Here is a 15,871-nt window from a genome sequence, read left to right on the forward strand (position 1 = left end):
GACATAAACAAACCCGATTAAATTAATGCTTCATCCTGGTTAGTTTTTGATTCCTGGTACGTTTTATAAAAATGCACGATAATTGTTTTCACTACTGCATAGAACGGTACTACAAAAAGAATTCCCAGAAAACCGGCAATGCTCCCGGCAGCAAGAATTAGGGTGATAACAGTTAATGGATGAAGTTTTAATGCTCTTCCCATTACATTCGGTGATACAAAATTACCTTCGATTTGCTGCGCAATAACCATCACAACTGCTACCCATACACCTGTCATCGGATCCTGGAAAAAGCCAACGATGATAGCCGGAATAACTGCAAGAAATGGACCGAGAAACGGGATAACACACATAATCATACCGAATAATGCTAGTGTTAACGCATATTCCAGGTTAATTATTAAATATCCAATAAATAATAAGACACCAATACAAAAGCTGACAATCAACTGACCTTGGATGTATGAAGTTAAAGCATCATCAATTTTGTGCATTAAAGCACGTATGTTTTCAGCTTTCTTCTTTTCAAATATTTGTGTCATAAACGGTGCAAATCTTTCGCCGTCCTTTAACATGAAAAACAGGAAGAATGGTACTAGAACTAGTGCAAAGACAAATCCAATCAGCTGACTGACAAATCCAAATATAAATGACATCGCAGATTCAATGTGTGATTGTATATTTGACATAAACTTATCAATGGTGTTATTTACTTCTGGCGGAATCAGATTTTGGTTGGCTTGCCAATATGTTATGATATCTTCAGCGCCAGAAACCATTTTAGGTATATTATCAATCAGATTTGAGAATTGCTTTTGGGCAATTGGTGCAATATAAGTGGTAATTAAGAACCCAAGTAAAATTAAGAGGAGAAATACAATAATTATCGAAAATACACGATTAATTTTATAATTCTCTAAGAAATGCATAACCGGTTTTGTTAAATAAAAGAGTATACCAGCGCCAACAACAGGTATGGCAACGGCGCCCATATATTTAAAGATAGGATCAAAAATAAAATCGGTGACAGATATTAGTAAGATTAATAGAAAGATAAGTATAAGCATCGTTAATGTTTGAAACCATCGTTTTTCGAGCACCATTATCACAACTTTCTTTTTAAAATTCATTATTTCTATTTTAACTGTTTTTGGCAATAATAGGAAGCTTACTTCTCTATTTTCACCTGAAGCAGCTGTGAATAAACGTAAATTTTCATAGAGAAATAGAATATAGGCACAAAGTATGCTAGAATTTGAGCAAATGTATTCGTAATGAAGAGGGGGATACACCTTATGGATAACTGGGAAGCAGCATATGAAAAATGGAATTCATTTCAGTTACTTGAACCATCGTTAAAAAAAGAGCTGGAAAATATAAAGGACAATAAAACGTTAGAAGATGCGTTTTACAAGGAATTAACTTTCGGTACTGGTGGCATGCGCGGGGTGCTTGGGCCTGGTATTAACCGTATGAATATCTATACAGTTCGAAAAGCTGTGAATGGTCTTGTTAATTACTTAAAGGTAAATTGTGTAAACGTTCGAGATCGGGGTGTAGTGGTCTCCTATGACTCCAGATATATGTCGCAGGAATTTGCGCTGGAAACAGCAAAGGTACTTGGTGATTTTGGCATTAAAGCATATGTCTTTAATACATTGCACCCGACGCCGTTGCTGTCATTTGCTGTGCGGTATCTCGGAACAGTTGCTGGTGTTATGATCACAGCTAGCCATAACCCGCCTGAATATAATGGGTTTAAAGTATACAATGAGGATGGAGGACAGATAACTCCAGACGAAGCAAATGATATAACGGCAGCTATTCAGGAATCAGGAGATGAATTGACGATTCCGTACATGAAAGAAAGTGATCTTGAGGAAAAAGAATTACTCACATGGATCGGCAGTGAAATTGATAATGCCTATTTGGAATGCTTAGCGCAAATTTCCAATTTGAAAGAGGATGAGCTTGAAGAAGATAAAGACCTGCAAATCGTATTCACACCTTTACACGGAACAGCTTATGATTTAGTGATGAAAGGACTGCAGCAATTAAACTTTAACGATGTAGAAGTTGTTAAAGAACAAGCTGAACCAGATCCGGAATTTTCAACAGTTGCGTCACCTAACCCCGAGGAACATCAGGCATTTAGTATGGCAATTGAGCTTGGGAAACAATCGGACGCGGATATTCTAATCGGCACAGATCCTGATGCAGATCGACTGGGTGTTGCTGTCAGAGATAATGCTGGAGAATATAATGTCCTTACTGGAAACCAATTAGGGTCATTATTATTGGACTATATTCTGTCGCATAGTGAACAGGCAAAACTTGCGAATGGCCGTATGTTAAAAACAATTGTAACATCAGAGCTAGGTCGGAAAATTGCCGATTATTATGGCGTGAAGACAATTGATACATTAACTGGTTTTAAATTTATTGGTGAAAAAATCCGTCAATTCGATGCAACAGGTGAAACATTTGTATTCGGTTATGAAGAAAGCTATGGCTACTTAATAAGCAGTTTTGCACGGGATAAGGATGCTATTCAGGCAGCGGTACTCGCAAGTGAAATGGCTTATTTTTGGAAAAAACAAGGGAAAACGCTGCATGATGCGTTAAATGAACTCTATGAAAGACATGGGTATTACTTGGAAGGAATGTCTTCTTTAACGTTAAAAGGGAAAGAAGGCTCTGAAAAAATCGCTGCTATTATGAAAACCTTCAGAAAAGAGCCGCTTACTGAAATAGCAGGTATACAGGTTGAGCAAATTGAGGACTATGATTCTGGTGAGAGAACCATATTAGGAAGTGAGCGATCGACTGAACAAATTGATCTGCCACAAGAAAACGTTGTTAAGTATAAGCTGGAAAAAGATAGCTGGGTCTGTTTACGACCATCCGGAACTGAACCGAAGATTAAATGTTACTTTGGGGTGTGCGGATCAAGTGAACAGGAAAGCAGTGATAGACTGGAGGCAATGAAGGCGTATATGGATAAGATGATAAATCAGATTTAGGAATAATTTTTTCCAAAACGGGTATTGTATTACAAGCGGTAAGGTCAGGAATTGAATTAAATAGTTGACATTTAACGAAGAAAAGGGTTAAATTTAAATAACTTAATATTCCTCAAAGGGGAGTAGCTGGACAATTATAGCCGTCATTTCGAGATCGTATCTCCGGCGTAATTGGCAACGTGTGTTGTTAGCGAGACCTTTACCACTAACGGTAAGGGTCTTTTTTAATGGTTCTTACCTGTTGGTGGGGACCATTTTTTTAAAGGAGAGATTTCATTGGATATACAGTTATTAGTTGAGTATTTATGGGTATTAGTCATATTAATCGGTCTTGAAGGTCTTTTAGCTGCGGATAATGCACTAGTTTTAGCGATAATGGTGAAACACCTGCCTCAAAAGAAACGTAAGAAAGCATTATTTTACGGGCTGGCAGGGGCGTTTGTGCTACGATTTGGCTCATTGTTCATTATCTCGTTCCTTGTTGATGTATGGCAAGTGCAAGCATTAGGTGCAGCATATCTGTTGTTCATTTCGATCAAGCATTTATATGACAAGCTCTGGTCTGAAAAAGAACAAAAACAACCAAAGGAATCAGGCAGCGGATTCTGGATGACAGTTGTAAAGGTCGAGTTTGCTGACTTGGCATTTGCGGTCGACTCTATTCTGGCAGCAGTGGCACTTGCGGTTGCCTTACCACCAACGGATTGGCCGAGTATAGGTAGTCTTGACGGAGGGCAGTTTGCTGTAGTTCTTGCTGGTGGTATGATTGGTCTGATCATAATGCGATTCGCTGCTAACGTATTTGTGGAATTACTGAATAAACGGCCCGGCCTTGAAATAGCAGCATTTGTTATTGTCGGTTGGGTTGGTGTAAAACTAGCATTAATTGTATTTGCTCATCCTGACATAGCTTGGATTCCGCATGACTTCCCGCATTCTACAATATGGAAACTGATTTTCTACGCAGTATTAGTTGCGATTGCAGCTGCTGGCTGGTTTATGTCAGGTAAGAAAAAGGTAGAAGAAGAGGAGTAAATTCATAAGGGGGTTTTCTAATGCCTGTACAAGTGAAGCGAATTTATGAAAAAGTCGAAACAAATGATGGTGTACGTGTTTTGGTAGACCGCGTCTGGCCGCGGGGAATGTCAAAAGAAGATGCTCATCTGGATCATTGGATGAAAGAAGTCGGCCCATCGAATGAATTGCGTAAATGGTTTGGACATGCCCCAAATAAATATGATGCATTTAAAGAGAAGTATAAAGAAGAACTTGAAAATGGTGATCAGCAGGAAGAACTCCAAAAACTAAAAGATTTAACAAAACAGCATGACAAAAATCTGACACTATTATTTGCAGCCAAAGATGAACAATACAATCAGGCACGCGTTTTAAAAGAAATATTAGACCGGCAATAAGTGAAATACCCTTTATTGCCAGAGAAGATAATTCTTACTGCATAATTCGTCTAAAGGATTGCATACTTGGGCTTGCAGCAATATTATTCGGACTGCTCCGTTTCTGGAAAAACACCTGCATGGCTAATCATAATTATTGGTGTTATAGTTGAAACTGGTATATGTTATATTTTTTTAAACTAGAGGTGATTTGATGGCTGAGCATCATTTTCAGTTAAAAGCAGACTGGCCTGGTGGACGGAATAGTACAGGTTCAATTGAAGCAGGGAACTTACAGACGAAAATATCTATACCGCCTGAAATGGATGGCCCTGGAATAGGCACAAACCCTGACGAAATGCTGTTAGGAGCTGCTGCAACTTGTTATCTGATTACATTAGCGGCAATGATTGAACGGACTAATCTTCCGTTGAAGGAAATGGGATTAGAATCTGAAGGCATTGTTGATGTGACTGACGGCGTGATTACTTATAAAAAAATTATTCACAAGCCAACAGTTGCATTAAAGGAAAATGCAGAAAAAACGGATTATAAGAAATTGCATAAGCTAGTTGAAAAGGCAGAAACAAGCTGTATGATATCCCGAGCTTTAAAAGGTAATGTTGAAATAGAATTGCAAGCAGATATAACATAACAAGGTAGAATTTTGGCCTTGTTATTTTTTATGCAATTGAAGAATTTAAAATGAGGTTGGTGATCTGTTACAGCCTGAATGGTCTCTTCCAAAACTCATATTTAATGAATCTAAAATTCTATCAAAATATAAATTCCATGTATTGACAATATATAACCTAACATTGTATATTATTAAGCATACTATTTTTATCGGAATTATATACATAAATTAGTATCATTTCTTTATGTTGAATCATATAATGATGCCATAACATAAAGGATAATAATTTCAAAAAGGAGGGTTTTATCGTGGATTTAGCATATATTTTAGTGAACATAACGGTTTTAGCAGCAATCATAGGACTTCTTATATATATGCAAAAGAAACATTTTTCATTCAGTAAACGTGTGTTTACAGGCTTGGGACTTGGTATAATTCTTGGTGCTATTTTGCAAGCTGTCTACGGTACAGGGTCAGAAGTGTTATCACAAACGACCGAGTGGTATAACATTGTTGGCAGAGGATACATTAGCTTACTAATGATGATTGTCGTGCCGCTGGTTATGGTCTCAATTATCCAATCGATTATAAACTTGGAAAAAGGGTCTGAACTTGGGAAAATGGCAGGATGGATTATTGGTATTTTGGTAGGAACTGCGATGATTGCAGCACTTGTAGGAATAGGAAGTGCCGCAATATTTGACTTGAATGCGAGTGAAATTGAGGCAGGTCAAGCAGAAAACGATCGAGGAACAATGCTGGAATCAAGGTTGGGTGACGTAGAAGATCTGTCTACTCCAGAAAAAATTCTAAGCTTTATTCCATCAAACATATTCCTGGATATGACGCAGCAACGGTCTACATCTGTAATCGCAGTTGTAATATTCTCGATAATTATTGGTATTGCTGTTCTTGGTTTGCGAAGGAAAAATCCGGAACAGGCAGAGATGTTTACGAAAATAGTAAATTCAATATACGCAGTGGTTATGCGAATTGTAACATTGGTTTTGCGATTAACACCGTTTGGTATACTCGCGTTAATGGCAAATACAGTAGCCAACACAGACGTTGCTGGTATTATGGAGCTAGGTAAGTTTGTTATTGCATCATATGTAGCACTGGCTGTTATGTTTATCATCCATCTTGTTATGGTTGGCGTATTCGGATTGAATCCAATGACATACTTGAGAAAAGTGCTGCCGGTACTTGGCTTTGCATTTACTTCACGCTCAAGCGCTGGGACAATTCCGTTGAATATTCAGGCACAGCGGAACTCACTTGGCGTTGACTCAGGGATTGCCAATATGTCTGCATCATTTGGTGCAACAATCGGGCAAAATGGCTGTGCAGGAATATATCCAGCCATGTTAGCTGTTATGATTGCACCTTCTGTTGGAATTGATCCATTTACACCGGGATTCATCACACAGTTAGTACTCATCATTGGTATTAGTTCATTTGGTGTAGCAGGTGTCGGTGGTGGTGCAACATTCGCTGCATTGATCGTCCTTTCATCGATGGGGCTGCCGGTAGCATTAGCAGGACTGCTGATCTCCATTGAAGCACTAATCGACATGGGTCGTACAGCACTTAACGTAAATGACTCCATGCTCTCAGGTACTCTAACATCACGAATAATGAAAAAATTAAACCTGAAAACCTTTAACGATAAAACAGCAATCGAACAGGAAACATCACTATAGAATAAAAAAATAGTCGCCCCAGAATTGGGGCGACTATTTTTATTGCATAAAAACGGGGATGCAAATCGAGCGACAGCCCCCAAACTCGAGCGAGCAAGCACGCAACTCGAGCGAGCCAGCACGCAACTCGAGCGAGCCAGCACACAACTCGAGCGACAGCCCCCCAAACTCGAGCGACAGCACCTCAAACTCGAGCGAGAGCACCCCAAACTCGAGCGAGCGAGCACGTAACTCGAGCGAGCGAGCACTCCAACCCAGATTACCTCTTAACAAGTTTCAAAATCTTATCCATCACTTGCGTTTTCCCTACTTCAAAGTAACCATCGAATGGGCATCCATCCCTCTTCACACGATCAACAGCATTAGCAATTGTGAACGCGTCAGGTGTAAGTCCGTCCTTTACTTCTTCCCAGAATAATGGCATTGAGACTGTTGCATCATCCCTTTTCCGTGGTGAGTACGGGGCAATTAATGTTTTGTCTTTGCCATGCTGTAAATAGTCAATATACAGGCGATCGCCTCTGTTTTTTTTGAGTCGTTCCGTTGTAAATAAATCAGGGAACTCCTTTTCAATTGTCCATGCGATTGCTTGGGTGAAAATCCCTGTCTGATCATATGTCATGCTTTTATCTGGGATAGGGATATGTATTTGTATACCTTTTCCACCGGATGTTTTGACAAATGAAACAAGCTCAAGGCTATCGAGCATTTGTTTCAGTAGATTTGCTGCCTTAATAGCTAATGGAAATGCGTCTCTGTCAGGGGGGTCCAGGTCGAACGCGATTTCTGTTGGGGTGTCACTGCTGATCGGTTGAAAGGGAATATGAAATTCAATAGCACCATGATTGGCAAACCATAATAGCGAATCCAACGAATCACAAATAAAAAATTCCTCATCCTCAATAGAGACACCTTTAATGAAGGATGGTGCATAATCGGGAAGATGTTTTTGGAAAAAAGATTCTTCATTCACGCCATCCGGACAGCGTATAACTGTTAAACGTCGATCCTTTAAATAGGGGAGCATGTAAGGAGATATCTCCCGCATGTAAATGAGCAAGTCACCTTTCGTCATATTAACCTGTGGCCAGAACGTTTTATCTGTATTTGAAAGTTCAAAAGTATCTGGAGGCATTGTGATATCGAGTTTTAATTGATCAAGCGTACAATCTGAAGCTTCCATATTCGGCAGTAATTGATTAAATTCAGGCTCTCGCAACTCATTTTTATAAAGATCCAATGTATGGATTTCAGCACATATTGCTGGGGGGAGACTATAGCCATCTGCTTCTTTTGTTCCATTTGCGTAAAATAAATCTTTCAGCGTAGTAAACTCCTCGTCAAAAAGCCCATGTTTACACTTTCCAACAGATATTACTTCACCGTTAGCAAAAACACAAACAGTAAAATAGTCATTATTGGTATTATAAAATGTTAAAAATCCATTTATGCTCCGCCAGTTTTTGATTTTAAACCAATCTTTATGCTTCTTTTCATCTTCGTAATTACTGTTTAAGCGTTTAGCAACTAAACCTTCCCCTTTATAGTTGAAAATTTTCTCCCACAATTCATCCGAGTTGTTTGAAAAAGGTACAAAATATAAACGATTTTCAATCTGATCCTTCTCCAAAATGGCAGCAAGCTTCTTCTTCCGTTCAGCAAACCCTTCGTTGACTAGTGTTTCGCTTTTATATTCCAATAAATCAAACGCCATAAAGCTCGCCGGACGACTTGCAGCAGCATTTTCAATCGGTTCCTTATTTTTCAGACGGCCACGCTTTTGTATTAAGGAAAAGTTAGCCTGGTATTTATTATTTAAAACGACCAGTTCACCATCAATCCGGAGTGGAAGAGAATCCTCGATGGACGACTGCTGGGTTTGGCAAGCCTCAATAATTTCTGGGAAATTTCCTGTAAGGTCTGTATTGTTTCTGCTGATTAGGCGGATTGTTTCTTTCTCCCACTGAAGAACACAGCGAAATCCATCGTACTTTACCTCAAATCCCCACTCAGTCCCAGTGGGGATTTGCTCACTCGCAATTGGCTTCATTAATTTCATGGCTGACACACTCCTTTTATCTTAATGTTGCTCATACTTAAGGAAAATATCAAAAGGATAAAATTAAGCTATGGCGGGACACTATGGAAAAAAGGGAGGTTAGAATAATGCATACGATGTGGAAGGGAACCATCAGCTTCGGACTTGTGAACATTCCTGTGAAAATGCATGCTGCAACTGAAAATAAGGACGTAAAATTGCGACAGCTCCATAAGGAATGTCAATCTCCGATAAAATATGAACGTACATGTCCAGTATGTGATCGTGAAATTGAAAATGATGAGATCGTAAAAGCATATGAATATGCCAAAAATAAATTTGTTGTGTTGGATGATGAAGACTTAGAAAACTTAAAGAAGGAACAAGCTGACAAAGCCGTCGAAATTGTGGATTTTGTGAAATTAGATGAAATAGATCCAATTTATTTTGAAAAAAGTTATTTCCTGTCGCCGAGTGAAGGTGGGGGGAAGGCATATAGTCTGCTGCGTTCTGCACTTCGGGACACTGGGAAGATTGGAATTGCTAAAATGATTATCCGTTCCAAAGAACAACTTGCGGTTATCCGTATTTATAAGAATACACTTGTAGTGGAAACAATCCATTTTCCTGACGAAGTTCGTAATGTTCAGGATGTGCCAAATGTTCCAAAAGAGACAGATACACCGAAAAAAGAATTGGATACTGCTAAAATGCTGATTGATCAATTAACGACGAAATTTGACCCAGAAAAATATAAAGATGAGTACAGATCTGCTTTATTGGATTTAATCGAGGAAAAGAAAAATCAGGAAGAAGTTACAACAGCCAAAGAAAAGCCGGAGCCTGAAAAAGCAACAAATTTAATGGATGCACTACAGGCTTCATTGAATCGTGCCCAGGATGATCAGGAGAAAACAAAAGAAAAGGCAAACACAAACACAAAGTCAAAGAAGAAGTCGTCAACACAAAAGAAGAAGACTGTTAAATAAAACGATCATGTCACCTTTCCTATAAGAAAGGGGCATGTTCTTTTTACACTGACATTTCAATTTTTCATTCCATTTACATTTCAATAACAACCTCAATAAATCAACGGTATGCTGTCGTATTTCTGTTTAGAAACGGGTATAGCGTTATAGGGGAGCAAGATTTTGAAAGTAAAAGGGATGAGAAACATGGAGCGAAATGCATTTTTTGATAACGCGAAAGTATTTTTAATTTTTCTTGTCGTATTTGGCCATATGATACAGCCATTTACGGATGGTTCACGGGGAATGAATTCACTTTATTTATGGATTTATACCTTCCATATGCCAGCTTTTATTTTCCTCGCAGGTTTTTTTGCAAAGGGATCAGGGAACAAGAATTATATAAAAAATTTAGCTAAAAAACTATTAGTACCATATATTATTTTTCAGGTTCTATATACAGCTTATTACTTTTTAATTGGTAAAGAAGGCTGGCAGGCAGGGGTGTTCTATCCGCACTGGTCATTATGGTTTTTATTTAGTTTATTCAGCTGGCACATATTGCTTTATTGGTTCAAAAAAATTCCAGCTGTATTCAGTGTAGTTACTGCCATAACCATTGGTTTAGCTGTTGGCTATTTTGGAGAGATTGGTCACACATTTAGTTTATCCAGGACATTTGTGTTTTTTCCATTTTTCCTGATGGGTTACTGGCTGACACAGGATCACGTTATGTGGATAAAGCATAAGAGTGCAAAGATAGCATCTGTTGCAATTATGGTGACGGTAGCGGCAGCTATATATATTGCACCTGAATTTAATTCAGGCTGGCTGCTGGCCTCTAAGTCATATAGTGATCTCGGGCAGCCAGAGTTTGGCTTGTTTGCACGATCACTCGTGTATCTTACGTCAGCTATCATGGCATTCAGTGTATTAGCATGGATTCCAAGAGCCCAAAACAAATTCACAAAGTATGGCACAAGAACATTATATGTCTATCTTTTACACGGATTTTTCATTCAATTTTTCCGGCAGGCAGATTTATTTGAAGTAAATAACGCACTGGATTTTATAGGTCTTGCGGTACTGTCAGCAGCAATTGTTCTTGTTTTATCGAGTAGGCCAATTCAAGTGATAAGCCAGCCGTTTATAGAAGCTAATATTTCTAAGTTAAAAAGAATGGTTAATCAACGGCAAAATAAAAATCACCACCATCATGCTTGAATGAGAAAGGGAAGGTGAAAAGAATGAAAGTATGTGTATTTGGAGCAAGTGGCTATACAGGTGCTTCCATATATAAACTGTTAAAGGAAACAACTGATGTAGATGTGGTTGGCACATATCTAACAGAACCGACCATGTTTGATGATTTGTATAAACTTGATATTAATCAGCCAGAATCATTTTCTGATTTCTTTAAGAAGGCACAACCGGATGTGGTCGTATGGTCAGTGATGAGCGGACCTAATGAACATGAACTGGTTGATCAAGGTCTTATGCACTTAATCACGCATCTTACACTACAAACAAAACTAGTTTATATATCATCTGATTTTGTATTTACAGAGGGTAAAGGGCCATATGATGAGGAAGATCCAATGTCAAAACTGCCAGATGACCATTTACTTGCAGGCTATGCTAATGCAAAAGTGAAGGCAGAACGATTTATCACGAAAGAACTGTCCAATTATGCTATATTGCGTGCCGGGCCGGTTTATGGTGAGAACAAAATAGGCAAACTTGATGAACGAACTGATAAGCTAGCATATCATCTTCGGTCCGATAAACGAATAGCTTTTCGGAACGATTTAGTTCGTACGTTTGTTCATGTTGACGATCTCGCAGCTGTAACAGTCGAATTTGTCCAGAATGATGTTACAGGTGTATATCATGCTGGACCAGATGAAAATCAGAGTTTTTATCAGTTCATGCGGCAAAAGGCTGAGGAATTTGGCTACGATATGAATCTTGTTGAAAAAGATTCGGAGGAAGAGATAGTGAATCAGGAAGTACCGAAAAATACTTCACTCGATACTGAAAAAATTACAAAAATAACGAAACAAAATTTTCGTTAAAACGTATACTATAATACCCCCTTTTATTAATTTATAAATTAAAACACCCCACCATTTTGAAATGGTGGGGTGTTTGTTTTTTGGCTCATTTTGGCAGATAAGAAAGTATAACTGCTTTCTTATCTGCATAAGTGCAACTAAGGCAATTCACCCAAAGGCATGGCGAATGCCAAGTTTTCTAATAAATTTTGATGCTCTTTAACCATTGTTTTATATAAGCCTGCTACACAGTATAAGGTAATCGGTTCTTAGTATTTAGTGGAGCTCACTGACAACGCAGCTGCAATACTCCCGCAACGGAGCGGTGTCATAGCGCTCAAGTATTTTTTCACATTTTGTCACAGCTTACATCTTTTCTGTCAAAAACAGCAAACGCTTAGAAACGGTCTTCCTTTAAAACAACATATGCGCAATTAAGGTGATAATCGGCAATGTTATCAGTGTACGTAATAGGAAGATGATAAATAAATCTTTAAATGAGACAGGTACTTTGGAGCCTAGTAAAAGTCCACCAACCTCTGACATGTAAATTAACTGTGTAACCGATAAAGCTGCAATAATAAATCGGGTTATTTCTGCTTCAATGGAGGACCCAATGATGGCAGGAAGGAACATATCGGCAAATCCGATTAAAATAGTCTCGGATGCTGCTTCAGCATATGGAACCTGCATCAGCTCCAATAATGGAATAAACGGAAGCCCAAGCCATGTAAATAACGGTGTGAATTCTGCAATAATCAATGCAATTAACCCGAAAGCCATTACGATTGGTGCAACACCCATCCACATATCAAGGATGTTTTGACCACCTTCTTTAAAGAATTTAGTGACACTCGTTTCTTTCCGGCTGCGGTCCAATGCTTTTTTATAGCCAAAAGTCAGTGTATTATACCCCTCAGGAATTTCTTCTTCGATCCCGCCGTCAGCTTCAGTAATATACGTATTAGCTTTTGTGGAGAGCGGCGGAATTCGTGGCATGATTAGTGCCGCAACAAACCCTGCTGCAAGTACTGTTAAATAAAACGGAATAAACATGTTCATTAGGTCTACTTCACTAATAACCACCAAGGTAAAAGTAATCGAAACAACTGAAAACGTTGTACCAATAATGGCTGCTTCACGCTTGGTGTAATAGCCATCCTCATACTGTTTACTCGTTAGTAGGACACCAATTGTGCCATCCCCAATCCATGACGCAAGTGAATCAATTGACCCGCGTCCTGGCAGTTTAAATAATGGGCGCATTATTTTAGTCATCAATGTACCAAATAGGTCAAGCAAACCGTAATTCATTAATAGTGGCAAAAATAGGCCAGCAAATAAAAATACGGCAAAAAGCACATGCAGTAAATCACCTAACAATAACTGTCCTGTTGCGGGACCATGGATTGCTTCTGGTCCAAGTCGAAAATATACCATGACAGCAAAAATAGCTGCTAGCACACGCGTTATTGTCCAAAATATACTTACATGGAATAATTGTTGAAAAAAAGGAGTCTTACTAAATGCTTCCATACCAAGAGATCTGGCAATAATGGTCATAACTGCTGTTATTATAATGATGACCATCATGATTGCTGACAGCTGATTGGCAAGCAGCTCCTGTACCCAGCCGGCTAAAACAGCAATTGGAATTGTCATGCCATCTCCAGTTCCAACTGGAGTCATAAACAGGAATATCCCGAGTAGCGATGGGATGATAAATTTTAAATGATCGCTCGTGTTATATGAATTATTCTTCATAGGTGCCCCCTTGTATAATGAATACGCTTTCTTTCTATTATAATAGAACCTAATGATTATGACTAGAAAAAAAGGCTGATCATCGTATGGATGATCAGCCTTTTTTGAAATTGATAAATATTACCTATTACCTTTGTCTTTCCCATTTCCGTTATTTGATTTTAGCTCAATCTCATATTCAAATGGAACAGGATCTATTTGGTCAGACGGTGCAGAGTACCAGGTTGTCATGTAGTTGGTTCCTTTTTTGAACAGTTGTCTTAATTGTAGTGCGTCTTCATCCGTAACATTAAAAGGATCAATGTGCATTACTTTGTATTTTCCATGCTTGTCTTTATTTACAAATGTAACGGTATAGTTAACGTATTCTTCTAATAGCTCTGTCTTTGATAGGAAACCGTCAGTACTAGAGCCGTCATAACTTAATCCGATTTCCGGTATAGCAATATTGTCTACAAACCAGCCGGTGTCATTGTATCCCCAATCTGTTAAATAACGGAAGGAGATGTGAATCTGCTCACCAGCATATTCGGAAAGGTCAAAGCTTTCTTGCATCCAGTCTTCAGAATGTCCTGTGAATCCCGGCAGGTTTTCTTTGATTTTTGGATAGCCCTCAGGAACAACGTCTGAGCGGGTATTTTCATTAGCAAGACTAGTCCATGTCTGGCCGTTGTCAGTGGAAACCTGGACAGCACCGAAATCCCACTGTTCTTCAATGTCCATGAAGTGATCAAAATTAAGTGTTGCCTCAGATACATTGGATAAGTCAGCCTCGAATATTAGATTGTGATCAGCTTCATGTCCCTCATTACCCCAGAACACATCGTTTGCTGAATCAAGAGGGTCTGCGGCAGTTTCCCACTTCATTGGCAGGAAGTCAATTCCATCAAAGTTGATATTTTTAATTTTGCTGTCAAAATCTAATACCTTGTAGTCAGCGCCCCATGCCGGAACACCATCTTTCTCATATAGCTTGGCTTTTTCAAAATTTACAGTCGTACCACGTTCAGTTCCTTCGTTATCTACCGGAAGCTCACGTAAGTCGATTAGGTCGAATCCGTAAATACCTTTTTTCCCTTTTACATTATCAGGCTCGTCCATCAAAACTGCCGTAACAAACTTCTCGTAAACACTCTGGAATGTTTCGTCAATTCCGTTGTCCTGATACGCTTGGTTATAGCTTTCAATTGAAGTCAACGGACTTTTAGCAACATCTAAAATGAAATCCTGTCCAAATTGTTCATAGTTGTAAAGGGTGAACAGGTAAACCAATCCATAGTCAGCAATCGTTTCCGGACCTGTTTCAGCATTTAAATGGTCATCCCAATTTGTTAATGAATTCTCTGGGTGGTCTAGTAGGAAGTTAATTGAACCCGCATCATGGCCATAACCGCCTAGGTATTCGGAAAATGTGGAAAACCCTTCGTTCAGCCATGATGTTTCAGTTGCGTCATTATCTGCGTGGATCAAATGTTGCATTTCATGAATGGTGGTGGAGAAGAATGTACTTTCTAACCGTTCTTCCCAATTATTCGCATCAATAGTAATAATATTACGATCCATATACATCTCTAATGTTTGCCAGAAAAACCCTGCAACAAAGAATGGGTAATCTGGATCGTTGTAATTCTCATCCTGAATATTATCGACTAGCATGATAACTTTATCGCTGCCATCTTCTGATTGATAATAGCCCTCTGGGAGACCTACCAATCCAGGTAATGGTGCATTACTTCCATTAAGTGAATCTGGTGTACCAAAAAAATTCGTTACGGTCGGATAGATATTAGATTCAAATTCATCACGAAGCTTGTCTGCCTGTTCTTGTGTGACAACTTGTGGGTCACGAGGATCACCTTCAGGAAAACTTAGGTCATTGGCAACCCAAATCTCCACGTTATCGCCAACGCTGCGCAGAGTGAATTCTTTAAACGCTAAGTTACGATCTAAGAATAGTTTAGTTCCACCATCATAGGTGAAATTTTCATCACTTTCAGACGAACCAGCATCTGAGTCACTGTCATTTAGCTCCTCTGCCGATTCCTTAATAGTCTCCCTCGCTTCTTTTTGGAAATCCTCATCCTTGGATAATTTGTTCAGGTGGGACGTAATGTCAACTGTATCACCATAACGCTCTGCATCCCAATTGGATACTTCGTCACGCAGTTCTTGCGCGTCGTTAGCTGCTACTGGAACTGCTAACGATAAGACTAATGCACTAGCTGAAAGAAATGCTACTAACTTCTTCATAAAAAACCTCCCTGGATTCATAGAATTATATAGCAAGGAT

At 38.9% G+C, this 15,871-nt stretch carries 12 protein-coding genes; 8 read left to right on the forward strand and 4 right to left on the reverse strand.

Annotation, left to right across the window (positions count from 1 at the left end):
- Nucleotides 1-17: 17 nt before the first annotated feature.
- The gene (locus ACE1TG_RS18045; RefSeq protein WP_375053804.1) at nt 18-1,130 is read right to left on the reverse strand and encodes an AI-2E family transporter; all 1,113 of its coding nucleotides are present in this window, start codon (nt 1,128-1,130) and stop codon (nt 18-20) included.
- Between the two features lie 165 nt (nt 1,131-1,295).
- Between ACE1TG_RS18045 and ACE1TG_RS18050 the strand changes: the two genes are divergently transcribed.
- The 5 genes from ACE1TG_RS18050 to ACE1TG_RS18070 all read left to right on the forward strand — a co-directional run bounded on the left by ACE1TG_RS18050 (nt 1,296) and on the right by ACE1TG_RS18070 (nt 6,757).
- Nucleotides 1,296-3,023: a phospho-sugar mutase gene (locus ACE1TG_RS18050; RefSeq protein WP_375053805.1), complete on the forward strand. Its 1,728-nt coding sequence runs from the start codon at nt 1,296-1,298 to the stop codon at nt 3,021-3,023.
- Nucleotides 3,024-3,299: 276 nt separating this feature from the next.
- Entirely contained in the window at nt 3,300-4,058 is a 759-nt protein-coding gene (locus ACE1TG_RS18055; RefSeq protein WP_375053806.1) for a TerC family protein, read from the forward strand.
- A gap of 20 nt (nt 4,059-4,078) precedes the next feature.
- Nucleotides 4,079-4,438 (forward strand): DUF488 domain-containing protein, encoded by a 360-nt coding sequence (locus tag ACE1TG_RS18060; protein WP_375053807.1) that lies wholly within the window; start codon nt 4,079-4,081, stop codon nt 4,436-4,438.
- A gap of 193 nt (nt 4,439-4,631) precedes the next feature.
- Nucleotides 4,632-5,072, forward strand: a complete 441-nt coding sequence (locus tag ACE1TG_RS18065; RefSeq protein WP_375053808.1) for an OsmC family protein — start codon at nt 4,632-4,634, stop codon at nt 5,070-5,072.
- 290 nt (nt 5,073-5,362) lie between these two features.
- Nucleotides 5,363-6,757 (forward strand): L-cystine transporter, encoded by a 1,395-nt coding sequence (locus ACE1TG_RS18070; protein WP_375053809.1) that lies wholly within the window; start codon nt 5,363-5,365, stop codon nt 6,755-6,757.
- A 259-nt stretch (nt 6,758-7,016) separates the two neighbouring features.
- On the opposite strand, the gene ACE1TG_RS18075 is transcribed toward ACE1TG_RS18070, so the two are convergent.
- Entirely contained in the window at nt 7,017-8,816 is a 1,800-nt protein-coding gene (locus tag ACE1TG_RS18075; RefSeq protein WP_375053810.1) for a DNA ligase D, read from the reverse strand.
- Nucleotides 8,817-8,923: 107 nt separating this feature from the next.
- On the opposite strand from ACE1TG_RS18075, the gene ku reads away from it, so the two are divergent.
- From ku to ACE1TG_RS18090, 3 genes are all read left to right on the forward strand, one after another.
- Nucleotides 8,924-9,784, forward strand: coding sequence for a non-homologous end joining protein Ku (ku, locus tag ACE1TG_RS18080; RefSeq protein WP_375053811.1), 861 nt, complete (start codon nt 8,924-8,926; stop codon nt 9,782-9,784).
- Between the two features lie 186 nt (nt 9,785-9,970).
- A complete protein-coding gene (locus ACE1TG_RS18085) occupies nt 9,971-10,987 on the forward strand; it encodes an acyltransferase family protein (RefSeq protein WP_375053832.1) in 1,017 nt (338 codons plus the stop codon).
- Between the two features lie 23 nt (nt 10,988-11,010).
- Nucleotides 11,011-11,838, forward strand: coding sequence for a sugar nucleotide-binding protein (locus tag ACE1TG_RS18090; protein WP_375053812.1), 828 nt, complete (start codon nt 11,011-11,013; stop codon nt 11,836-11,838).
- Between the two features lie 393 nt (nt 11,839-12,231).
- Here ACE1TG_RS18090 and ACE1TG_RS18095 read toward each other — a convergent pair whose 3' ends face one another.
- Together ACE1TG_RS18095 and ACE1TG_RS18100 are read right to left on the reverse strand one after the other, a co-directional pair.
- A complete protein-coding gene (locus tag ACE1TG_RS18095) occupies nt 12,232-13,581 on the reverse strand; it encodes a YjiH family protein (RefSeq protein WP_375053813.1) in 1,350 nt (449 codons plus the stop codon).
- 120 nt (nt 13,582-13,701) lie between these two features.
- Complete coding sequence (locus tag ACE1TG_RS18100; RefSeq protein WP_375053814.1) at nt 13,702-15,831, reverse strand: choice-of-anchor J domain-containing protein; 2,130 nt, start codon at nt 15,829-15,831, stop codon at nt 13,702-13,704.
- Between the last annotated feature and the right edge of the window lie 40 nt (nt 15,832-15,871).

It is taken from the genome of Virgibacillus sp. JSM 102003, from assembly GCF_041949995.1.
In the GTDB taxonomy this organism is placed as follows: domain Bacteria; phylum Bacillota; class Bacilli; order Bacillales; family Amphibacillaceae; genus Lentibacillus.